The sequence below is a fragment of the Streptomyces sp. NBC_00513 genome, from assembly GCF_041431415.1.
Classification (GTDB): domain Bacteria; phylum Actinomycetota; class Actinomycetes; order Streptomycetales; family Streptomycetaceae; genus Streptomyces.
The window spans coordinates 2,025,975-2,048,619 of the sequence record NZ_CP107845.1; the positions used below are offsets into that span (position 1 = coordinate 2,025,975).

Annotated in this window: 18 protein-coding genes; 8 read left to right on the top strand and 10 right to left on the bottom strand. The window is 72.1% G+C overall.

The genetic code is table 11. The features are described 5' to 3' along the window. Nucleotides 1-23 precede the first annotated feature (23 nt). From OHA84_RS09620 to OHA84_RS09630, 3 genes are all read left to right on the top strand, one after another. A complete protein-coding gene (locus OHA84_RS09620) occupies nt 24-1,490 on the top strand; it encodes a TIR-like protein FxsC (protein ID WP_234350068.1) in 1,467 nt (488 codons plus the stop codon). Next, entirely contained in the window at nt 1,474-5,457 is a 3,984-nt protein-coding gene (gene fxsT / locus OHA84_RS09625) for an FxSxx-COOH system tetratricopeptide repeat protein (RefSeq protein WP_266972155.1), read from the top strand. Before OHA84_RS09620 ends, fxsT begins: the two co-directional genes overlap by 17 nt. Nucleotides 5,458-5,533: 76 nt before the next feature. After that, nucleotides 5,534-6,430, top strand: coding sequence for a DUF4231 domain-containing protein (locus tag OHA84_RS09630; RefSeq protein ID WP_053679238.1), 897 nt, complete (start codon nt 5,534-5,536; stop codon nt 6,428-6,430). A gap of 23 nt (nt 6,431-6,453) precedes the next feature. Here the strand turns inward: OHA84_RS09630 and OHA84_RS09635 are convergent, their stop codons facing one another. The 4 genes from OHA84_RS09635 to OHA84_RS09650 form a co-directional block, all read right to left on the bottom strand. Continuing rightward, a complete protein-coding gene (locus OHA84_RS09635) occupies nt 6,454-6,933 on the bottom strand; it encodes a hypothetical protein (protein ID WP_053679236.1) in 480 nt (159 codons plus the stop codon). Between the two features lie 80 nt (nt 6,934-7,013). Then, complete coding sequence (locus OHA84_RS09640; protein ID WP_053679234.1) at nt 7,014-7,889, bottom strand: S1 family peptidase; 876 nt, start codon at nt 7,887-7,889, stop codon at nt 7,014-7,016. A gap of 150 nt (nt 7,890-8,039) precedes the next feature. Then, on the bottom strand, nt 8,040-8,858 hold the full coding sequence (locus OHA84_RS09645) for a DUF1684 domain-containing protein (protein ID WP_266972152.1): 819 nt from the start codon (nt 8,856-8,858) through the stop codon (nt 8,040-8,042). A gap of 79 nt (nt 8,859-8,937) precedes the next feature. Continuing rightward, nucleotides 8,938-10,212 carry a DUF5685 family protein gene (locus OHA84_RS09650; protein ID WP_053679231.1) on the bottom strand — a complete coding sequence of 425 codons (1,275 nt, stop codon included), beginning with the start codon at nt 10,210-10,212 and terminating at the stop codon, nt 8,938-8,940. A 284-nt stretch (nt 10,213-10,496) separates the two neighbouring features. Here OHA84_RS09650 and OHA84_RS09655 point away from each other — a divergent pair, with 284 nt between their 5' ends. After that, entirely contained in the window at nt 10,497-10,958 is a 462-nt protein-coding gene (locus tag OHA84_RS09655; RefSeq protein WP_053679229.1) for a cell division protein SepF, read from the top strand. 9 nt (nt 10,959-10,967) lie between these two features. Here OHA84_RS09655 and OHA84_RS09660 read toward each other — a convergent pair whose 3' ends face one another. Continuing rightward, entirely contained in the window at nt 10,968-12,137 is a 1,170-nt protein-coding gene (locus tag OHA84_RS09660) for an acyl-CoA dehydrogenase family protein (protein ID WP_053679226.1), read from the bottom strand. Nucleotides 12,138-12,242: 105 nt separating this feature from the next. After that, on the bottom strand, nt 12,243-13,931 hold the full coding sequence (locus OHA84_RS09665) for an MFS transporter (protein WP_266972149.1): 1,689 nt from the start codon (nt 13,929-13,931) through the stop codon (nt 12,243-12,245). Nucleotides 13,932-14,214: 283 nt separating this feature from the next. Here OHA84_RS09665 and OHA84_RS09670 point away from each other — a divergent pair, with 283 nt between their 5' ends. Both OHA84_RS09670 and OHA84_RS09675 read left to right on the top strand, forming a co-directional pair. Further along, nucleotides 14,215-15,330, top strand: a complete 1,116-nt coding sequence (locus tag OHA84_RS09670; RefSeq protein WP_371591339.1) for a glycosyltransferase family 39 protein — start codon at nt 14,215-14,217, stop codon at nt 15,328-15,330. A gap of 235 nt (nt 15,331-15,565) precedes the next feature. Then, a complete protein-coding gene (locus OHA84_RS09675) occupies nt 15,566-16,657 on the top strand; it encodes a phosphatase PAP2 family protein (protein WP_266951101.1) in 1,092 nt (363 codons plus the stop codon). A 349-nt stretch (nt 16,658-17,006) separates the two neighbouring features. On the opposite strand, the gene OHA84_RS09680 is transcribed toward OHA84_RS09675, so the two are convergent. The 3 genes from OHA84_RS09680 to OHA84_RS09690 all read right to left on the bottom strand — a co-directional run bounded on the left by OHA84_RS09680 (nt 17,007) and on the right by OHA84_RS09690 (nt 19,367). Continuing rightward, nucleotides 17,007-17,981: a YafY family protein gene (locus OHA84_RS09680; RefSeq protein ID WP_053679219.1), complete on the bottom strand. Its 975-nt coding sequence runs from the start codon at nt 17,979-17,981 to the stop codon at nt 17,007-17,009. A gap of 69 nt (nt 17,982-18,050) precedes the next feature. After that, complete coding sequence (locus OHA84_RS09685) at nt 18,051-18,566, bottom strand: hypothetical protein (protein WP_266972145.1); 516 nt, start codon at nt 18,564-18,566, stop codon at nt 18,051-18,053. Between the two features lie 75 nt (nt 18,567-18,641). Further along, nucleotides 18,642-19,367 (bottom strand): transglycosylase family protein, encoded by a 726-nt coding sequence (locus OHA84_RS09690; protein WP_266972143.1) that lies wholly within the window; start codon nt 19,365-19,367, stop codon nt 18,642-18,644. Nucleotides 19,368-19,671: 304 nt separating this feature from the next. Here OHA84_RS09690 and OHA84_RS09695 point away from each other — a divergent pair, with 304 nt between their 5' ends. Continuing rightward, the gene (locus tag OHA84_RS09695; protein ID WP_078998986.1) at nt 19,672-20,481 is read left to right on the top strand and encodes a hypothetical protein; all 810 of its coding nucleotides are present in this window, start codon (nt 19,672-19,674) and stop codon (nt 20,479-20,481) included. A gap of 230 nt (nt 20,482-20,711) precedes the next feature. Continuing rightward, nucleotides 20,712-21,107 (top strand): hypothetical protein, encoded by a 396-nt coding sequence (locus OHA84_RS09700; RefSeq protein WP_234350057.1) that lies wholly within the window; start codon nt 20,712-20,714, stop codon nt 21,105-21,107. A 27-nt stretch (nt 21,108-21,134) separates the two neighbouring features. Here the strand turns inward: OHA84_RS09700 and der are convergent, their stop codons facing one another. Further along, complete coding sequence (gene der / locus OHA84_RS09705) at nt 21,135-22,595, bottom strand: ribosome biogenesis GTPase Der (protein WP_053679329.1); 1,461 nt, start codon at nt 22,593-22,595, stop codon at nt 21,135-21,137. Nucleotides 22,596-22,645 lie beyond the last annotated feature (50 nt).

Here is a 22,645-nt window from a genome sequence, read left to right on the forward strand (position 1 = left end):
TGTCGCGAAGCAGCTCCGGAATGATGTTTCTTCGCTCGCATCTTCGGGACGGGGGGCGTGTGCCCGCATCAGTGCAGCCGTACTTCTTTCTCAGTTATGCGCATACACCGAGATTCGGGGCCGGGGGGCCCGACCCGGACATGTGGGTCGAGCGTCTCTTCCGCGATCTCTGCAGTCACGTCATGGCGCTGACCGATCTGCCCGCCGGCTCCGAGGCGGGTTTCATGGACCGGGAGATACGCAGCGGGGAGGGCTGGTCGGAGCGGCTCGGCACGGCGCTCGCCACCTGCCGGGTCTTCGTCCCGCTGTTCTCGCCGCGCTACTTCGCCAGCGAGATGTGCGGGAAGGAGTGGTTCGCCTTCGCGCAGCGCGCCATCCAGCACGGAGCGGCGAGCAACGAGCCGGCCGAGGCCATCGTCCCCGCCCTGTGGGTACCGGTGCCGCCGTCCCAACTCCCGGGCCCGGCGGAGCGGTTGCAGTTCAACCACAACACCTTCGGCGAGCGCTACGTCACCGACGGGCTGTACGGGCTGATCAAACTGCGGGGGTACGCGGAGCAGTACGAGCGGGCCGTCTACGAACTCGCCAAACGCATCGTCCGCGTCGCGGAGACCGTCCGCCTCGACCCCGTCCGCCCGGTGGACTACCGGGTGGTGCCCAGCGCCTTCGGTAGCTCCGACAATCCGGCCCGCTCCCTCCACGTGACCGTCGCCGCCGCGTCCCGCCACGACCTGCCGGAGGGGCGCAGCCCCGAGTACTACGGGGACAGCGCGCTGGACTGGAACCCGTACCACCCGGCGTCCCAGCGGCCCGTCGCCCTGATCGCGGAGGACCTGGTCAGGAACCTCAACTACCAGACCAGCATCGGTTCCTTCGACGACGAGGCCGGGCACTTCGACAGCAAGCAGCCGCCGACCCGCCCGGAGATCCTGATCGTCGACCGTTGGGCGGTCGAGGACGAGCAGCGCCGCCGGCGACTCGCCGCCTTCGATCAGGAGTCCCGGCCGTGGATCAACGTGGTCGTGCCGTGGAACCGGTACGACCACCAGAGCCGGGCGAAGGAGAGCGAACTGGCGCACCGGCTGGAGGACACCATGCCCGTCAAGATGGGCCAGGGCCGGGCCGCGTGCCGGGCCGCCGCGAACGGCGTGGCCAACATGGAGACGCTCGGGCAGATCCTGCCGCAGGTCGTGGAGGCGGCCGCGCAGCAGTTCCTCAGACACGCCCAGGTCTATCCACCGGCCGGCGGCACCCACACCGAACGCCCGCGGCTGATCGGGCCGATGGGGATGAACGGGCCGCCCGTGCCGCTGCCGCCGCCCGCCCCCTTCCCGCCCGACAGCGAGTCCCGGGACGGCGAACACCGCGACGGTGAGGGTCGCGACCACGAGCACCGGAACGGAGAAGACCGGAACAGCGAGCCGCGCGGCCGGGACGCCGCCGACCACAACGAATCAGACCGGGGGGACGCGGATGACAGCGAGTCGTGACAGCCGTGACGGACGCATCGTCACCTTCTATTCGTACAAGGGCGGTACCGGCCGCACGATGGCGCTCGCCAACACCGCCTGGATCCTCGCGGCCAACGGCAAGCGCGTGCTCGCCGTGGACTGGGACCTGGAGGCACCGGGGCTGCACCGTTTCTTCCATCCCTTCCTGGACCCCTCCACCCTCGGGGCCACCACCGGGGTCATCGACCTGATCAGCGAGTACGCCTGGGCCGCCACCAGCCCGGTGCAGCGCGCCGACGACTGGCACAAGGACTACGCGCGGATCCAGCCGCACGCCGTCTCGCTCACCCCGGAGACCCTGGGCTGGGAGTTCCCCGACGGCGGCACGCTCGACTTCGTCTCGGCGGGCCGACAGAACCGCGAGTACTCGGCGACCGTCTCCACCTTCGACTGGGACAACTTCTACGACCGGCTCGGCGGTGGTCTCTTCTTCGACGCCTTACGCGCCGACATGAAGCGGAACTATGACTACGTCCTGATCGACAGCCGGACCGGTCTGTCCGACATCGCGGACATCTGCACGGTGCACCTGCCGGACGTCCTGGTCGACTGCTTCACCCTCTCCGACCAGTCGATCGACGGCGCCGCCTCGGTGGCACGCCAGATCGACGAGCGCTTCAACGACCGGGGCATCAAGATCTACCCGGTTCCGATGCGCATCGACGAGGGCGAGAAGGAGAAGGCCGACGCGGGCCGGGCCCTGGCCCGGATCAGGTTCGACCGCTTTCCCAACGGTCTCGTCGGGGACGAACTCACCTCGTACTGGGGTGCGGTGGAGATCCCGTACCGGCCCTACTACGCCTACGAGGAGACCCTGGCCACCTTCGGTGACGAGGCCGGTCTCACCAACTCCCTCCTCTCCGCGTTCGAGCGGTTGACGGCGGTGGTCACCGAGGGCGAGATCGTCTCGATGCCCGCCATCGCGGAGGACGTCCGGATGCGGATCCGGGACGCCTTCACCCGGCGGCGCCCCGCCCTGCCCGCCGACCTGTTCCTCTCCTACGTCGCCGAGAACCGCATGTGGGCCGACTGGATCGAGTCGGTCCTCACCCGGGCCGGGTTCCGGGTGGTGCCGCAGGACGTCTCCGCCGAACGCCCGCCGGGCGACGGGAGCGGGAGCGGGGACACCCTCGGCGGGGCCGGCATCAGCGTCGACAACGCGGCCCGGACCGTGGTGCTGCTCTCCAGCGCCTACCTCAAGTCCGCCCGGGCCGTGGACGTGTGGAACCGGGCGGCCGCGGAGGACCCGACCGGGGGGCGACGCCAGCTGGTGCCGCTGCGCGTGGGCGACGTACGGCTGGCGACCCCGTACATCGACCGCAACCCGGTGGACCTGTTCCGCCTGGACGAGGTGCACGCCACCACGGCGCTGCTCCGCGCGGTGGAGCGGCCGATGGCCCTGCCGGACTCCGTCAACAGCACCACCCAGCCCGGGCCCCGCTTCCCCGGGACGGTCCCGAAGATCTGGAACGCTCCGCCCCGCAACCCCGGGTTCACGGGGCGCAGCATCGTGCTGGAGCGGATGCGCGACCAGCTCGGCGGCGGCATGGCCGTGGTGCTGCCGCAGCCGCAGACGCTGTACGGGCTCGGCGGCGTGGGCAAGACTCAGGTGGCGCTGGAGTACGTGCACCGGTTCATGGCCGACTACGACCTGGTCTGGTGGATCTCCTCGGAACAGACCGACGACGTGGTGGCGGCCCTCGCGGAGCTGGCCGTACGCCTCGGCGCGCAGACCGGCGAGGACATGTCGGCCGCTTCCCAGGAGGCCATCGACCTGCTCCGGCGCGGGGTGCCGACCTCGCGGTGGCTGCTGGTCTTCGACAACGCCGACGATCCCGAGACCCTGAAGCGGTTCTTCCCGCCGGGCGGCCCGGGGCACGTGCTGGTGACCTCGCGCAACCAGTCCTGGTCGCAGTACGGCGACGCGCTCCCGGTGGACGTGTTCCTGCGCGAGGAGTCCATCGAGCACCTCCAGCGCCGGGCGCCGGGGCTCACCAAGGAGGACGCCGAGCAGGTGGCCGTGGCGGTGGGCGACCTCCCGTTGGCGGTCGAGCAGGCGGGCGCCTGGATCGCGGAGACGGCGACGCCGGTGTCCGCGTACCTGGAGCAGTTGGCGGAGCAGGCGGCCCGGGTGCTGGGGTTGAACCAGCCCCCCGGGTACCCGGAGCCGGTGGCCGCCACCTGGAACGTGTCCATCGAGCGGCTCCAGTCCCGCTCCCCCGCCGCCGTGCGGCTGCTCCAGCTCTGCGCGTTCTTCGCGCCCGAGCCGATCTCCGCCAACCTCCTCTACAGCAAGGAGATGATCAACGCGCTCAAGCCGTACGACTCCTCGCTCCAGGAGAAGCTGATGCTGGGCCGGGTGATCCGGGAGATCGGCCGGTTCGCGATGGCCAAGGTCGACCAGGTCGGCAACAGCATCCAGGTGCACCGGCTGGTCCAGGCCGTGATCCGGGCCCAGCTCTCGGAGGAGGAACAGCGCGAGGCCCGGCACGCGGTGCACCGGATCCTGGCGGGGGCCCGGCCGGACGACGACGAGCCGATAGACAATCCGGAGACCTGGCCGCGGTTCAACACCATCTGGCCGCACCTGACCCCCTCCGAGGCCCGCAACTGCAAGGAGCCGGAGACCCGCAGGCTGTTGATCGACCGGGTCCGCTACCTCTGGAAGCGCGGCGACTTCAAGGCCGCGTACCAACTCGGCGAGGAGCTGCGGGAGATCTGGAAGGACACCCTCGGCAACGACGACCTCCAGTACCTGTACCTGCGCTTCCACCTGTCCAACATCCTGCGCTCGCAGGGCCGGTTCGTGGAGGCGCAGGAACTGGGCGAGGTCACGCTGGAGCGGCAGCGGACGGTGCTCGGCCCCTCCCATCCGCACACGTACATGACCACCAGTGGTCTGGCGATGGACCTGGGGGCGCTGGGTCGGTACGCGGAGGCGATGGAGCTGGCGACGGCCGCCCACGAGGGCTTCAGCCAGATATTCCACGAGGCGCACCCCCGCACCCTGGCCGCGGCCAACAACCTGGCGCTGAACCTGCGCATGGTCGGCCAGTACGCCCGGGCCCGGGAGATCGACCAGGAGGTCTTCGACCGGCGCACCGAGGTGCTGGGCACGGACCACCCGTACACGCTCTCGTCGGCCCAGAACCTGGCCCGTGACCTGCGCGAGGTCGGCCGGTACGACGATTCGGTGCAGCTCCTGGCACGGACGTACGAGATCTACAAGCGGACGCTGGGCCGGGCCTTCCCGGGCACCCTGTCGGCCGCCAAGAACCTGGCGGTGTCGCTGCGCAGGGCGGGCGAGTTGGAGGACGCGCTGCGGCTGACGACGGCGACCCGCAACCGGTACCGGGCCAAGTACACCTCGGTCAACCCCGACCTGTTGGCCTGCGAACTCAACCTCGCGTCCGACCTGTTCGCGACGGGTGATCCGGGCGCGGCGCGGGACCTGGCGCAGGAGGTGGTGGACGAGTTCATGAAGGTGCCGGGCGAACGGCACCCGTACACCCTGGCCGCGGTCAACAACCTCGCGGTGTTCCACTGGGGCACGGGTGCGGCGGACACGGCGGAGCCGATGTTGCGGCAGACGATCCGACACATGAGCGAGGTGTTGGGCGACAACCACCCGCACACGATCTTCACCCATCTGAACCTGGCCAACGCCCGGGCGGACCTGGGTGATCCGGAGGGCGCGCTGGAACTGGAGCGGTTGTCGGTGATGCGGCTGCGCGAGGCGCTGGGAGTGCATCACCCCGAGACCCTGGCGAGCGCCTCCAACATGGCGGTCAGCCTGGACATGATGGGGCGCAAGGAGGAGGCCGCCCGGGTGCGGGCGGAGGCGGTGGCCGAGTTGACGCGGCTGCTCGGCGAGGACCACGGTCTGACCCGCTACGCCCGCGACGAGCGGCGGGTGCACCGCGATCTGGAGCCCCTCGCCGTGTGATCCGACGGAGGGCGGCCCCCGCACGGGTCGCCCTCCACCCCGACAGCAGCCTGGGGGGTTCGCTGTGAGCGACAGCATGACCTTTCGAAACGAGGACCTGCCGGCCCTCTTCCACCACACCGATCAGGCGGCGATCTCCCGACAGCGGGAGTCCACCCAGGCCACGCGCGCCCAGCTGGTGCTGCTCGTCGTCGCGGCGGGAGCCGCCGCCCTGCCCGCGGGACCGACCGTGGGATCGCTGCGACTGTTCGGGGCGATCAGCGCGCTGGCGTACGCCGGTGTCCTGGGGGTGGGCATCCGGGCGACCCGGCGCCGGGCCCGGCCCCAGTGGCAGCTGAACCGGAGCGCGGCCGAGTTCATCAAGTCCCTGGCCTGGCGGTACGCCGTGCACGGGGCGCCGTTCGGCAGTGACGTCGCCGGGCCGGAGGCGACGTACCGGACCCGTTTGGAGAAGGGCCTGGACGAGCTGCGCAAGATGGGCTGGGAGGATCCCCGGGTCTCGGGCGCGGTGCCGGAGGGCGGGGAGATCACGGGGGCGATGCACCGGTTGCGCGGTCTGGGCTACCACGTGCGCCGGGAGACGTACGTCCGGGATCGGCTGATCGAGCAGCGCAACTGGTACCAGCGCAAGACGGAGGTGTCGCGTCGGGCGACCGCCCTGTGGTCGTGGACCATCGTGCTGTTGACGTGCCTGGGTCTGTTGTTCGCCCTGTTGGGGGCCTTCGGTTCGGGTCCGGGGCCGCGGCTGACGGGGCTGCTCAGCGCGGCGGCGGCGGCCGGCATCGCCTGGAACGAGGTGCGCCGGCACCATCCGCTGATCGAGGCGCACACCCTGATCGAGCAGGACCTGTCGGCGATGATGGTCGTGATGCAGACGACGATCACCGAGGCCCAGTGGCCTTCCTCGGTGTACGAGACGGAACGCTACGTGTCTCCGCAGCACACGGACTGGCTCGCGCGACACAGCAGTTGACGTCCGTGGCGGGAGGGTGTGGCTCAGACCCGGGTCACGCCCTCGCGCCAGACGACGGTGACGGGCTTGCCGAGCGCTCGCGCGTAGGCGACGATCTCGCCGGTGCCGCCGTGCCCGCGGGCGGGCAGCCCGTCCCAGACGGCGACGAGCCGGTCGCAGGAGTCCGCGATGAAGGTGCCGGCCGCGTAGTAGGCCTCGTCCGTGGACCGGTCGAAGGCCATCCGGATCTCCTGGGCCGCCCGGTGCTTGAGCCGTCGGTAGTGGGCCAGGGACTCGGCGCCCTCGAAGGTCTCCTCGTAGTCGCCGCTGGGGATCACCACGGTGAGGTCCGCGCCGCATTCCAGCGCGATGTCGGCGAACAGTTGGTCCGCTCCCTCGGCGAGGCTGGAGAAGGCCTCCAGCGGTCCGTCGTGGCCGTCGAGGACGGCCCGCAGGCCGTCCCTCACGTGGTCGAGCACCTCGATGGGAATCGACCGGTGTCCGGTCACGCCGATACGTTTCATGCGGAATCCTCCCCCGTGGACGCCTGGACATCCTCCCAGAAGGCGGGAGGACGTCCAGGGGTCGAGCGGGGGCGCGCGGGTCAGTAGACGCTGACGCCGTAGGCGTTCAGGGCTTCCACGACGGGCTGGAAGAAGGTCGTTCCACCGGAGGAGCAGTTGCCGCTGCCGCCGGAGGTGAGACCCACGGCACGGCTGCCGGAGTAGAGCGGGCCGCCGCTGTCGCCGGGCTCGGCGCAGACGTTGGTGCGGATCATGCCGTAGACGATGTCGCCGCCGCCGTAGTTGACGGTGGCGTTGAGGCCGGTGACGGAGCCGCTGTGGATGCCGGTGGTGGAGCCGCGCCGGGTGACGGACATGCCGGTGGTGGCGTTGACGGCGCTGGTGATGTCCTGGCTGCCGACGGTGCCCGGCGGGATCGGGGTGCTGCTGTTGTACTTGATCAGGCCGTAGTCATTGGTCGGGAAGCTGGAGCCGACGGTGGGGCCGATGACGGTGGTGTGGGCGGAGTTGCTCCACCAGGTACCGGCTCCGTCGGTGCAGTGGCCGGCGGTCAGGATGTAGTAGGTGCTGCCGCTGCGCACGTTGAAGCCGAGCGAACAGCGCCAGCTCGACGCGTAGATGGCGTCGCCGCCGGACAGGAGTTTCGTCAGCCTGCCCGGGGTGCGCTCGATGCGCAGGGCGCCGGCGTCGGCGCCCGCCTCGCGGCGGATCCTGGCGATGTCGGCGGCCGACACCCTGGAGTCCGCGGTGACCACGAGGGTTCCGTTGGCGGGGTCGGTGTGCCAGGCCGTGCCCGCCACGTCGGCGCGCAGGACGGATGCCCCGGCCGAGGCGAGGCGATCGGCGCTGAAGCCGCTGTCGGCGCTCGCCGTGGCGGGTGCGCCGAGCGCGGCGACGGCGGCCAGGCCGGTGGCCGCCGCGAGAAGCTTGATTCGGGTGATGCTCTGGATTCTCACTGACTCGTCCTCCCGGAGGGGATGGGGGGCCCGGCGGTGGTGGGGGTGCCGGAGCCCGGGAGAGAGGCGGTCGGGGGCACGACGGGCGCAAGCCCGTTCGCCGTGCCCCTGACAAGCCTCGTGAGAGACGCTTTCGGGAGTGTCCTGGCGTCAGATTCCCGCGACAAGAGCGGCTTTCAGCCTCCGCTCACCCGCCGGAACCTCGAACGGCAGCGTGTTCCCGGGTGGCGGGAACGGACAGATGAAGTGGTCCGCGAAGGCGCACGGCGGCAGCTGGGCCCGGTTGAAGTCCACGGTGATCGAGCCGTCCTCGCCGGGGATCCCGGGCTTGAGGAATCGGAACCGGTAGCTGGACACCCCACCGGTGGCGTCACCGAAGACGGCCCACAGGCTCCCGTCCTCCTCGTCCACGGCCACCTGGAGGGCGTGTTCCACGCCGTCGCGGGTGAAGACCAGTTCCCCGCCGAGACCGAGCCCGCGAGCCCGCCCGTCGGCGTTCTCGACCTGGACCGTCCGGTCCCGGCCGTACGGTCGAAAGCGCCCCGGGAGGGCGAGTTCCGGGTGGTACGGGCCGGCCTCGATGCCGGTGAAGTCCCGCCGGGCCTCGGAGGCCGGGTCGAAGACGCGCACCGCCCACTCCCCCTCCCGCCGGATCACCACGATCCGGAGGTCGCCCGCGGAGATCCGGGAGTGCGAGGGCGGCGCCTCGTCGGCCGCGAGCACGGCGTCGCCGGTGAAGGGGGCGCCGTCGAGGCGCAGCCCGTCCTCGGGGTCGGCGTGCAGGGCCACCCCCGCGTCGGTGGTGCGCCATTCCCCGGGAACGGCCGGAATTCGACCTTCCGGGTAGTCGGCGAGCCAGTGGGTACCGGTCAGCGCGAGGGGCCCGTGCGGGGCGGACACGGTCGCCACCCGGTGCTCGTGCCAGCGCCGCCAGGCGGTCTCGGGGTCGGTGTCGTCGTCATGGTTCATGCCGCTCAACCCTTCCACGCCGGTCCGGACGGGAACCGCGGGGTACCCCGTCCGGACCTGGGAAATATCTGAGGGAGGCTCAGCAGCCGTCGCAGGGGCAGCAGCAGCACCCGTCACCGCAGCTGTCACAGCAGTCGCACCCGTCACAGCAGTCGCAGCCGTCGCACCACGGGTCCCTCTTCTGCCGGGACCACGGACCCTCGTGCTCCGTGCAGCAGAGTTGGCAGGTGCAGAAGAGCCCGACGGCCACCGCGCAGCCCGCGAGCAGACCGCGGCGCGGTCGCTGCGGAGGCAGCCCGCCGCCACCGCCGCCTCCCGGCCCGCCCGGCCCCATCGGCGGAGGAGTCCCGGGGCCCCCGGGGGCGTACGGGGTGCCCGGCGCGTAGGGGTTCCCGCCGCCGTACGGGTTCCCCGCGCCCGGGGCGTCGTAGCCCTGCGGGGCCGGGCCGAAGCCCCCGCCGGAGTTCACGGCGGCGTGGTCGCCCGTGTGACCGCAGGCGGTCGTGCCGAAGGCCCGGTCGACCGAGGTGCGCAGCTCGTGCACCAGCAGGCGGTGGGCGAGACCGGCGTCCGCGAACTCCACCTCGCGCAGTGCCAGCCGGATGCCGCGCAGGGCGTCGTCGCAGAGCCTGCGCGCCTCGGTGAGGGAGGTGCCGGTGGCGGTGAGCGGGTTCCAGGCACCGGCGGCGGCGTCCGCCCGCTGGTCCTCCACGGCGTCCAGCAGGTGCGCGAGCCGGCCGAAGTACCGGCCCGCCTCGGCGAGCGGGACGGTGTTGCCTGGCCGTCCCGCGAGGACCGCGGTATGCGCGAAAGCGGCGGCGGTCGCGGTCTCCGTCGGCTCCGTCACCACCAGCACGGGTGTGCCGATTCCGGCCAGCACCTCGATGCCGCCCTGCCGGTCCACGGCGTCGACGAGCACGGCCGTGTCGAAGCCGAGCGAGGCCCCGGTGCGGGCGCCGGCCCGGTCCCAGCCCCGGGCCACCTTGCGCGCGGCGGCGGCGATCGGCGCCCGGGCCAACAGCCCGTCCCGGTCGGCGACGTGGTCGCGCACCTTCGCGGAGGCCAGCACGAGCGAGACGGCCGCCGCGAGACGCGCGCCCTCCCCCTTGGCGACGGCTGCGGTGCGCATACCGCGCAGCGGGCAGGGGCCGGCGGTGCGTCGCGCCCGCGGATCCGGACCGGACTGAGCCTCCGTCAGAACGGATACCAGCAGGCCGTCGTAGTTGGTCACGATCCTGGCGAACTGTCCGTGGTCACCGCGAAGTGCCAGGCAGAGACCGCAGAGATGAGCCATCCACTCGGTCTTGAAGCGCTCCCCCAGCCGGTGCGTGCAAGGTCTGACGATGCCGAACAATCTGCTTCCCCCGTGTGTCATGCGTGTGCTTTCCGGGCATGGTATCGAGCCATCCCGGTCACCCGTACGCACCAGCGCATCACCCGAAAGGAGGCGGCGGTCGTATTTTCACTCAGTCAGCAGCGGTAGGCCGTCGCGCACCTTAGTCGTGCAACGAATGTTCTGCACCAGTACCGTCACGAAAAGCCGGCGCGGCGGCTATCCACTTGGCGCGTTGTCAGCATCATGGACGACCATAGGGGCAGCGGAGAGAAGACAACTGACCGCGGTGAAAGGAGGCGTCCATGGGTTCGGTGCGCAAGGCGAGTGCCTGGTTGGGTCTCGTGGAAGACAACGACGACGAGCGGTACTACGACGACGACTACGCGGAGGCGGTGGAGCGCCAGCAGGGCGGGTCCGTCTCGGGCCCCGGTGACCAGTGGGTCACCGACCCGCGCGTCAAGGTGGCCTCGGAGTCCGCGGTCGAGCAGGGTCGGCGGATCGCGACGGTGACGCCCGACGGCTTCCGTGACGCCCGCGGCATCGGCGAGCTGTTCCGCGAGGGCGTCCCGGTCATCGTGAACCTGTCGTCGATGGACCCGGGCGACGCGAAGCGCGTGGTCGACTTCGCGGCCGGTCTGACCTTCGGCCTGCGCGGATCGATCGAGCGGGTGGCGACCAGGGTCTTCCTCCTGACCCCGGCCGACACCCAGATCGTCAGCGGCGAGCCCGGTGGGCGCTCGCGCGACTTCTTCAACCAGAGCTGAGCCGGGCCCTCACCGGAAGGCGTCGAGCCCGGTGAGTGCCTTGCCCAGCACCAATTGGTGCATCTCGACGGTGCCCTCGTAGGTGAGGACCGATTCGAGGTTGGTGGCGTGCCGCATCACGGGATATTCCAGGGAGATCCCGTTCGCGCCGAGGATGGTCCGCGCGGTGCGGCAGATGTCGATGGCCTCGCGGACGTTGTTGAGTTTGCCGAAACTGATCTGCTCCGGCCGCAGGGTTCCCGCGTCCATGCGGCGCCCCAGGTGGTGGGCGAGCAGGATGCCCTTGTGGAGTTCCAGTGCCATGTCCGCGAGCTTGGCCTGGGTGAGCTGGAAGCCGCCGATCGGCCTTCCGAACTGCTCCCGGGTCTTCGCGTAGTCGAGCGCGGACTCGAAGGAGGCGCGCGCCGCGCCCATGGAGCCCCAGACGATCCCGTACCGCGCGTGGCTGAGACAGCCCAGCGGCCCCTTGAGCCCGGTGACGCCCGGAAGCACCGCGTCCGCGGGCAGGCGTACGTCGTCCATCACCAGCTCACTGGTCACCGAGGCGCGCAGGGACCACTTGTGCTTGATCTCGGGCGCGGAGAACCCGGCACTGTCGGTGGGCACGGCGAAGCCGCGGATGCCCTCGTCGGTCTGCGCCCACACCACGGCGACGGCGGCCACCGACCCGTTGGTGATCCACATCTTGCGGCCGGTCAACACCCAGTCGGTGCCGTCGCGCTTGGCGTACGTGCGCATCGCGGCGGGGTCCGAACCGACGTCGGGTTCGGTCAGGCCGAAGCAGCCGATGAGCTCGCCGGCGGCCATGCCGGGCAGCCAGCGCTCCTTCTGCTCCTCGGAGCCGTACTTCCAGATCGCGTACATGGCCAACGAGCCCTGCACGGAGACCAGCGAGCGGATGCCGGAGTCTGCAGCCTCCAGCTCCAGGCAGGCCAGGCCGTACTGCACGGCGGAGGCGCCGGCGCACCCGTATCCGGTCAGCGACATCCCGAGCGCGCCGATCGAGCCGAGTTCCCGGGCGAGTTCCCGGATCCCGGGCAGCTCGCCGTTCTCGTACCACTCGGCGATGTGCGGCAGCACCCGGTCGGCGGCCCAGTCCCGGACGGTGTCGCGGACCGCGAGGTCCTCGGGGCTGAGCAGCTCGTCGATCCCGAGCGGATCGGTGGGTACGAAGGACACGTGGCCTCCCGGCGGCCTGAGGGACGGAAACCTGGCGGTGTCAGTGTGTCCGCGACCCCGCCCCCGGTCCACCCCCACCTGCGGGGGTGCCGGTCGGGCCGGGTGTCAGGCCGAGCGGGCGGCCGGGTCGCACTCGGCGTGCGCCTGACCGGGGATCCGCGCGGCGGGCCCGCCTGCGGGGGTCGCGGTCGTCGCCTGCGCGGGCAGCCGCAACGGTTCGCCGGCGTCCGCGTCGGCGGCGCAGTCCATCGTGCGCGGCAGCTTCAGCGCCATGACCGCGCCGGCGAACAGCAGCCCGGCGCTGACCACCAGCGTCACGTGCAGGCCGTGGACGAACGAGTGCCGGGCGGCGGCGTACAGCGCGGCGCCGGCGGGACCGCCGAGGTGCGCCGCGATCTGGTAGGCCTCGCCCAGCGAGTTGGCGGCGTCGGCGGACTCGGCCGCCGAGACCCCCGGAACGTGCGCGAGGCCCGGCGCGTAGGCCGCGTTCATGACACTGCCCAGCAGCGCGATGCCCATGCCCGCGCCGAGCTGGTACGAGGTCTCGCCGATCGAGGCCGCGCCGCCGGCGGTGGCCGCCGGGGCCTCGCTCAGCATCGACTCGTAGGCGGCGAACAGCGTGGTCTGGAGGCCGAAGCCGAGCAGGATGAACCCGACGGTGAGCAGGACGGGCCGGTCCTGCTGCCCCATGAGCGTCAGCAGGAGCACGGCGCAGGCGGTGAGCAGGAAGCCCAGCGAGACCATCGTGCGCGGGCCGACCCGTTGCAGGGTGTACGAGCCGGTGGCACCGGCGGCCATCGCGGCGAAGGTCAGCGGCAGCAACCGCAGGCCGGTCTCCAGCGGGCTCAGGCGCAGCACCAGCTGGAGGTACTGGACGGCGATCAGCTCCAGGCCGACCAGGGCCAGCATGGCGAGCACGATGCAGCCGACGGAGGTGGTGAAGGCCGCGCGGGAGAACAGCCGCATGTCGATCAGCGGGTGGGTGCGGCGTCGCTGGCGGCGCACGAAGAGGATCAGCAGCGCCACGCCGAGTAGCAGCGGGACCAGCGCCTCGGGGTCGACGAGCTGCCGTTCGGCGCCGAGTCGCTTGACCCCGAGGACCGCCCCGAGCACGCCGCCGGCGGCCATCAGCGCGCCGAGCACGTCCCACGGTCCCTCGGTGGATCCCTTGGACTCGGGAAGCAGCCACCGCCCGAGCGGCAGGATCAGTGCCATCAGCGGAATGTTGATCAGGAAGACGGAGCCCCACCAGTAGTGCTGGACGAGGAATCCACCGAGGACGGGGCCGCTGGCCGCGCCGATGGCGGCGACGGCGGTCCAGATGCCGATGGCGAGGGCCCGCTCGCGCCGGTCGGGGAAGACCTGGCGCAGGATCGACAGGGTCGCCGGCATGATCATCGCCCCGCCGATGCCGAGCAGGGCGCGGGCGGCGATGAGGACCTGGGCGTTGTCGGCGAGGGCGGCGATGGCGGAGGCGATGCCGAAGAGCCCGTAACCGAGGAGCAGGATCCGACGGCGGCCGACCCGGTCCCCGAGGGTGCCGAAGAGGATCAGCAGCGCGGCGCAGACCAGCGGGTAGGCGTCGACGATCCAGAGGAGCTCGATCGAGCCGGGGCGCAGGTCCTCGGTGACGGCGGGAACGGCCACGTGCAGGATCGTCGCGTCGAGCGCGACGAGCACGAGGCTGACGCAGAGGACGGCGAGGACGACCCAACGATTCGCCCCGCCGGAGGCGGCGCTGATTCGCTGCCAGGGGGAAGGGTTCCGGTGGTCGGTCACGTTCGTCCCCGACATGCATGTACCTCCCAGGTGATCCCTCGCACTCGGCGGACCAGCGTCGTGTGGAGCCACGGGGTGGGGTGGGGGTGCGGCGTCCTGCGGGGTCCGGCATCGACAAGCGAGTGAACGGTCAGCGTACGCGAGTTCGTTTGACCCATACGTGGTCAAGCTCTCATCCCGACGGCGGCCGACGTGTGGTGTGTGCCACTCGCCGCGGCCCCTCTCCCTTCCCTCGTGTACACGCCTGGTCACGGCCCGTGGTTCTGGTCCGGCGCCCGGCGGGCCGGCGTCGATAATCATGCCCGTGAAGGATCTTGGATTTCGTCGGGCCGCGCCCGCCCTGGCCGCGTTCGCGGCGGTCAGGCTGCTCGGGCTGAGCGTGCTCGCACTGTGGGGGGCGGCGGTCGACAGCAGCCCGCACACACTGCTGTCGGCGCGCTGGGACTCCCTCTGGTACGCCCGGATCGCCGCCGAGGGCTACGGGTACGAGGTGCTCCTGCCGAACGGCGACGTCCACTCCAACCTGGCGTTCTTCCCCCTGCTGCCCTGGCTGGAGCGCCTGGTGGCGGCGGTGACCGGCTTCTCGTACGGCTCGGCCGGCCTGGTGGTCTCCGCGGTCGCGGGGCTCGCGGCGGCCTGGGGGATCTTCGCGGTCGCCGACTCGCTGTACGGCCGCCGGGTCGGGGTCCTGGCCGTCGCCGCCTGGGCGGCGCTGCCGGTCGCGATCGTGCAGTCCATGGCGTACAGCGAGTCGCTGTTCACCGCCCTCGCGGCCTGGTCCCTGTACGGGGTCCTGCGTGGCCGCTGGATCACGGCGGGCCTGCTCGCGGCGGCGGCCGGGCTGACCCGGCCGGTCGGCGCCGCCGTGGTCGCGGCGGTGTGGGTGGCGGCGGTACTGGCCCTGCGGCGCGGGGAGCGGTCGTGGCGGATGGCGGCGGGGGCCCTGCTGGCCCCGCTCGGCGCGGCGGCGTACGTGCTGTGGGTCGGGGCGCGCACCGGCGAGGGCCTGCTGGGCTACCTCGACGTGCAGGGCGGCTGGGGCAACGGCTTCGACGGGGGCTGGGCCTTCGCCCGGTTCATCGGGGCCCGGCTGGCCTCCCCGGCGTTCCCGGCGGGGATCGGGCTGATCGCGGGGGTGGCGCTGGTGTTGTGGCTGTACCGGCTGTGCGTACGACAGCGCCAGCCCGCGGCCCTGCTCGTCTACTGCGGGATCGTGGTGGCGCTGGCACTGTGCGCGTCCGGGTACTTCGGGTCCAAGCCCCGGCTGCTGCTGCCCGCCTTCCCGCTGATGCTGCCGGTGGCCGCGGCGCTGGCCCGCCTGCGGACCGGGCGGGCGGCGGCGGTGCTGGGCTCGGTGGCCTCGGTCTCCGCGGTGTACGGGGCGTTCTGGCTCAACGGATCGGGGCCTCCGTGAGCCCGGCCGGGGCCGCGGTCACGGAAGGGATCATTCCGATCCATGCTTGAGTAAAGTAATTGACCTGCGGTGATAAACCGTCGGTAAGCGGGTCGATAATCGCCCTGCGGGCGTTTCAATCGGCAGTGGAATAACGGGAATTAAGTACCGCGTGAGACCAAGTCCACATCACATGGTCATCACAAAGCCGGCGATTCGACCGGGCCGAGCTTCGACGCGCGGTAACGTCGATTGAGTGCGTACCGACCATATGCTGACCCGTCTCGAGCGGGTCTTCGCCCGGCTCGACCGGGAACCAGAGCGACCGGCTCATCTGCAAACTCCGCGGATGAGCCGGCACCGCGTCGTGCTCCTCGGTTCCACGCTCGCGTTCTATCTCGCGATCGTGGTCGCCGTGTTGACCACGTCCTGGCTCGTCCGGTTGGACTGGCAGATCATGTTCTTCCGGCCCTACGAGCAGTGGCCGCAGCTGCACGCCTTCCTCGACTACCTCGTCGTGCTCGGTCAGCGCGGACCCACCGCCGTCATGGTCGCGGCCTGGCTCGGGTGGCGCTCGTGGCGGCAGCACACCCTCCGCCCGCTGATCACCCTCGGCGTGGCGCTGCTCCTGCTGAACGTCACCGTCGGCGCCGTGAAGATCGGCCTCGGCCGGCTCGGCCCGCACTACGCGACCGAGATCGGCTCCGCCGAGCTCTTCGCCGGCGGCGATATATTTCCTTCCGGCCACACCGCCAACGCCGTCGTGACCTGGGGAATCCTGGCCTACCTGGCTTCCACCGTGGTCACCCGGCGGGTGCTGTCGGTGGTCTCCGCGGTCGTCTCGCTGAGCGTCGGCGCCACCACCGTGTACCTCGGCACCCACTGGGTGAGCGACGTACTGCTGGGCTGGACCGCCGGCCTGCTGATCCTGCTGGCGCTGCCCTGGTTCGAGCCGCTGGTCGCCCGGGCCGAGGCCTACGTCTTCGAGCTGCGCGAGCTGCTGCGCCGCCGGCTGGAGGAGGGCCGGGTGTCCGAGCCGGTCGCCGCCGCGCTCACCCCGCTGCTCTCCGCGGGCGGCAAGTGGCAGCTGCGGCGGAACGCGGAGGCCACGGCACCCGTCCCGGCCGCCGCTCCGGCCAACCCGCAGGCGCAGGCCGCCGGGCAGCCCGCCGCCAACGCCGGGACGGGCCACGGCCCGACGCCCAGGCCGGCCGCGCACCTGACCACCCGCCCGCACGTGATCCGGTCCGAGCGGACCCCGGTCACCCCGGTCGGCAGCCGCCGGCCGCCGCACACCGAGCGGACCACCGCCCGGGGGGCGCCGGCCCGGCCGATCGCGGGCGGCTGAGCCGCCCCGACCACCGCGCGGAGCGGTACGCACGACCCCTCCCGCGACATGGCCCCGGCACGGCGGGCCGGTTCATCGAACCGGCCCGCCGTTGTCGTTCACCTGCCCGGTCCGTCAGCATCGCGCCCTGAGGTTCCTCCGTACCGGGTCACGCTTGTGTCACGGATTGTCGACAGTCCTTTGCCCGGGCCCACTTACCCGGAAGTGGCCGACAAGAGGCCCGGGGCCTTTCTTTTTCGACCCGCGACACGCCCGCCGGGAAGGCTGTTTCCCATTCCGTTCCAGGGCCACCGATTTCCCCGCCGGAGGATTGCCGGGGAGTCGCCGAAGGAGTGGGACTGAACCCCCGTCAGCTTCCTTGCGGGTTCTTCACCGATCGGTCGAGAAGGTCACGCAGGGCCCGGATCCTCCCGGTAAGCTCCACCGGTTCGACGACTTCGAACTCACACCCGAGCATCATGATGTGAATCACAAGTACGTCCAGATTCACCGCCCCGGTGCGCAGCAGACAGCTCTGTCCGTCCACCGGTTCCAGGGTGCCGTCGCTCGGCCCGACGATCGTGGCGGCCTCCTCGGCGGAGACGGCGAGCCGTACCAGCGCCCGGGCCGCGTAGGCCCGTCCGGACACGCCTTCGGAGACGTACGCGGCCAGGTCCTCGGCGGGCGCCGGGCGCGGCGGGAAACGCGGACCGTGCGGGGGTGCGGGCTCGATCCGGTCGGCCCGGAAGGTGCGCCAGTCCTCCCGGTCGACGTCCCAGGCGACGAGGTACCAGCGTCGCTCGGTGCACACGAGTCGGTGGGGCTCCACCGTGCGGCGGGTGACGTTGCCCTCGTGATCCCGGTAGCCGAAGCGCAGTCGCTCGCCGTCCCGGCACACGGTCGCGAGCTCGGTCAGCACGGCCGGGTCGACGGTGGACCGCTGCGGCCCCCTCAGCATCGGCACGGTGAACTCGTTCAGCGCGGAGATCCGTCGGCGCAGCCGTGACGGCAGGACCTGCTCCAGCTTGGCGAGGGCCCGTACCGAGGCCTCGCCGATCCCCTCGACCCCGTTGCCGGCGGCCGTCCGCAGCCCCACGGCGACGGCCACGGCCTCGTCGTCGTCGAGCAGCAGCGGCGGCAGTTCCGCCCCCGCGCCCAGCTGGTACCCGCCCCCGGTACCGGGGCTGGCGTTCACCGGGTAGCCGAGCTCGCGCAACCGGTCCACGTCCCGTCGCACGGTGCGCGGGGTGACCCCGAGCCGGTCGGCGAGATCGGGGCCGGTCCATTCGCGGTGGGCCTGCAACAGGGACAACAGGCGCAGCAGTCGGGCGGAGGTCTCCAGCATGATCGGAAGTCTGCCGGCGCGGGACGCGGGCGCCGCGCGCGGTGGTGCGGGGCCGGCCGGGCCGGGGCGTCAGCAGCCCGGGACGGCGAGGTCGCCACCCAGTTTCACCAGGGCGCAGAGCGAGGTGAGGGAGACCTTCCAGACGCCGTCCTCCAGGACGGCGCCCCCCTTGGTGTCGGACAGCACCGGGAATCCGCTCACGAGCAGGTCGTAGGTGACCTCGGCCTCGGTGGGCGAGGTGAAGGTGACCCCGGTGACCTCTGAGGACACGGCGGCGGCCTGGGGATGACCCGAGACGGCGGCCAGCAGGGGCTTGAGCAGGTCGCCGTTCTGCAGGACCTCGACCTTCCGGTCGGCGGAGACCGAGGGGTCGAAGAACGCGGCCCAGTTCTTCTCGATCCGCGCCTCGGCCGCCGCAGGGTCCGCCGGGCCGTCCGCCCGGATCGCCGTCGCGGGTGCGAGGGCCGACGAGGCGCTCGCGACGCCGTTCTCGGTCGCCCCGGCGGTGCAGGCGGTGGCGGGTACCAGCAGGAGCGCCGCTGCCGCCGCCCAGGCGACGCGGCGGGAGTGTCCTTGTCCGCTCATGTCTCCAGGGTCGGCGCGTTCCGGACCGCCCGCAAGAAATGCCCCGGAACCGGCCGGGCCGGGCCCCGGGGCCGGTCAGCGGGGGCGGGGCGACGACCCCGGGGCCCCGCCCGGCGCGGGCGCGCCGACCGCGGGAGCCGCCCCGGCGGACGGGGTCGGCGGCTTGCCGGCGGGTCCGAGCCGCGCGGGGAGCGGCGCCGTGTGCGCCGGTCGCGGGGCCGGGAGGATCAGCCGGGTGCCGACCACCAGCGCCCGCGTGTTCGGACCGATCAGGGCCCGGTTCGCCTCGTACAGCGCCTGCCAACCGCCGCGCACCCGGTGCTCGCGCGCGATCGAGTACAGCGACTCCCCCGCCCGCACCACGTGCGTGCGCCCGGTCAGCCCGTACCGCTTCGAGCACACCGGCCAGGCCTCCCACCCCTGGGTGCCGAGCACGCCCTCGGCGACCCGGATCTGCTGTTCCCTGGTCGCCAGGTCCGCCCTCGGCGCGAAGAGCAGCCCCCCGTGCTCCTCCCAGGTCGGCTGCCGGAACTGGAGCCCGCCGTAGAACCCGTTGCCCGTGTTGACCGCCCAACGCCCGCTGCTCTCGCAGTCGGCCACGCAGTCCCAGGGCCACTCGCCACCCGGCCCGCAATCCCCCGGACCGTTCCCCAGCACCCCGGGGGAACCGGGATGCGCCGCACCCGCGGGGCCGGGGGCGGGGGGCGGGGGAGCCGCGGCGGCGCGGGACGGGGGGACGAACACCAGCGCGGCGACGACCGCGGTCGCGGAGGCGACCCACCGGATCCGGAGGTTGGGCATCGGGTCACGCTACGCGGGCCGCCCGCGACCTCACGGACCGCCACGCGACCGCCCCGGCGCCCACCCGGACGGCCGCCCCCGGTGTCCCGCGAACCAGCCGACAGCGACCGACAACTGAGCACAAACAGAAAAGAGTTGGCACGAAAACAAAGCCCCGGTCGGGCCGTTCACCCTCCCGGGTGGCCGGTTCGATTCCGTTCCCTCAAACGGCGTGACCCAGCCCGCCGCTGCTGCGTTGTGCCCGGCGAGCCGGGACCCCCCCGGCCCCCGCTCGCCTAGTCCGAGGAGTCACCCCGTGCCGCGCATGCTCGACGTCAGTGATGAGGTACGTGCCGAGATCGGTGACGAAGAAGCCGACAGGCTGCTCGTCGGCGACGACGCGCCGGGCAGTTACGACTGCACTTCCTGCCGCACCCCCGGCAACCCCGAGAGCGACCGCACCAGCACCGTGCTGTTCGTCGGCGAGGAGACCGCCGTCCTCGCCTTCGCCCACGCCACCTGCATCCCCTCCCAGGTGGTCTCCGTACCCGAGGCCCAGCTCCAGGGCGCCGTCGCCAGCATCACCGGCGACAGTCCGGCACCCGCCCCCTCCCCGGTCGCCCCCGACGGCGCCCCCCAGTCCGTGCCCGGCGGTCAGGCCGTCCTCGGCATCACCAGCGGCCTGGTCCTGATCGACAACGAGCTGCACCCCGCGCTGGTCGTCGAGCCCACCGCCCCGATCGCCCGTCCCGGCACCACCGGCCCCGGCGACGACTTCCTGCCGCTCCTCATCGAGCAGGGCTTCATCCCGGTCACCGACACCAAGCAGCTCCCCTCACCGCTGGCCGGCTGGTCGGTCCTCCTCGCCGCGGGACAGCTGCACGCCGTCCTCCAGCCCGGTCCGGCCGGCGGCAGCCCGATCCACTGGTGGCAGGCGCACCAGGCGCTGTCCGTGACCGACGGCTGGCGAGCCGCCGTCAACAAGACCCAGCGCGTGCTCATCTACGCGGCTCCGGTCGGTTCCATCGGCCAGCAGCCCCGCGAGGACCTGCTCCGCGACGCCCTCGACAAGGCCGCCGCCAACGGGCAGCTGGTCGCCGCCTCGATGCCCCTGGCCGGTACCCCGGGCGCCTGATCCCCTCGCCCTTCCCGCTCGTCCCTCACACCCCGCCGAAACGGTCGCCCGCCCCCGCCGAAGGGGCCGGACCGCATGCGCCGGGGGTGCGCGGTCCGTCCCGCGCACCCCCGGCGATCTGCGTTTTCTCCCCGTTCACCCCGCATCCGCAGGGCCCCGGGTTCGTTGGCTGATACGTGCATTCACACGACGTCTCCCGCGCCCCGTCCCATCCGAGCACCGTCCCCCCGATGCGCCCGTCCCGGGATCGGGACATCGCCCCGGTCGCCTCGCACACCCCGATCTACGACACGTTGTACTCGGAGTACCTGCGCGCCTTCCGGACCCTGCCGGGTGACCGTACGGGCGAGGAGGACCTCGGTTTCACGGCCTTCTCCTACGGGGGCGGCCACGGCGGGGCCGGGGCGGGGGGCGGTTCGTACGCGGCGGCCTGGAGCACGCCCTCCTGGCAGCCGGTGGAGGCCTGGCAACCCGCCCCTTACGTCCCGGCCCCGCTGCCCTCGTACGCCCACTCCGCCGGCTCCGGTCAGGGACAGGGACAGGGATACGCCAACGGGCGACAGCACCAGACCGGGATGCAACACGTCCCGGCGGCCCTGCCGCCCGCTCCGCGCCGGGGCTACTGACCCCGGCGGCACGTCGGCGCGTACGCCTTACTTCTTCTTCTTGTACTGCGCGCCGCGCTTCTCGCGCACCCGCACCGAAAGGTGGATCGGGGTGCCCTCGAAACCGAACTCCTCGCGCAACCGGCGCTCGATGAAACGGCGGTAGCCGTGCTCCAGGAAGCCGGAGGCGAAGAGGACGAAGCGCGGCGGCTTGCTTCCCGCCTGGGTCCCGAACAGGATGCGGGGCTGCTTGCCGCCGCGGATCGGGTGCGGGTGGGCGGCGACGACCTCGCCGAGGAACGCGTTCAGCCGACCGGTGGGGACGCGCGTCTCCCAGCCCGCCAGCGCGGTCTCGATCGCCGGGACCAGCTTCTCCATGTGGCGGCCGGTGAGCGCCGAGACGTTGACGCGGGGCGCCCAGGCGACCTGCTGCATCTCGGTCTCGATCTCGCGCTCGAGGTAGTAGCGGCGCTCCTCGTCGAGCTCGTCCCACTTGTTGTACGCGATCACGACCGCGCGGCCCGCCTCGACGGCCATGGTGATGATGCGCTGGTCCTGGACGCTGATGGTCTCGGTCGAGTCGATCAGGATGACCGCGACCTCCGCCTTCTCCACGGCGGCGGCCGTGCGCAGCGAGGCGTAGTAGTCGGCGCCCTGCTGGAGGTGGACCTTCTTGCGGATGCCCGCGGTGTCCACGAACTTCCAGGTGACCCCGCCGAGTTGGATCAGCTCGTCGACCGGGTCGCGGGTGGTGCCGGCCAGTTCGTTGACGACGACGCGGTCCTCCTTCGCGACCTTGTTCAGGAGCGAGGACTTGCCGACGTTGGGGCGGCCGATCAGCGCGATGCGGCGGGGGCCGCCGATGGGGGTGCCGAAGGTCTGCGCGGGGGCCTCGGGGAGGGCCTCCAGTACCGCGTCGAGCATGTCGCCCGTGCCGCGGCCGTGCAGGGAGGAGACCGGGTGCGGCAGGCCGAGGCCCAGCGACCACAGGGACGCCGCGTCGGACTCGCCGCTCAGGCCGTCGACCTTGTTGGCGCAGAGCACGACGGGCTTGCCGGCCCGGCGCAGCAGCCTGACGACGGCCTCGTCGGTGTCGGTGGCGCCGACCTTGGCGTCCACGACGAAGACGACCGCGTCGGCGCTCTCGATGGCGTACTCGGCCTGGGCGGCGACGGCGGCGTCGATGCCGAGGACGTCCTGCTCCCAGCCGCCGGTGTCGACGACCTTGAAGCGGCGGCCGGCCCATTCGGCCTCGTAGGTGACGCGGTCGCGGGTGACGCCGGGCTTGTCTTCGACGACGGCCTCGCGGCGGCCGATGATGCGGTTCACCAGGGTCGACTTGCCGACGTTCGGCCGGCCGACGACGGCGAGGACGGGCAGCGGGCCGTGGCCCGCCTCCTGCAGGGCGCCTTCGACGTCCTCGACGTCGAAGCCCTCTTCCGCGGCGAGCTCCATGAACTCCGCGTACTCGGCGTCGCCAAGTGCTCCGTGGTCGTGCTGGTCGTTCATGAAGTCCGTTCCTCGTCGTTCGTGGTGATCGGTGGTGCCCGCGCGGCGCG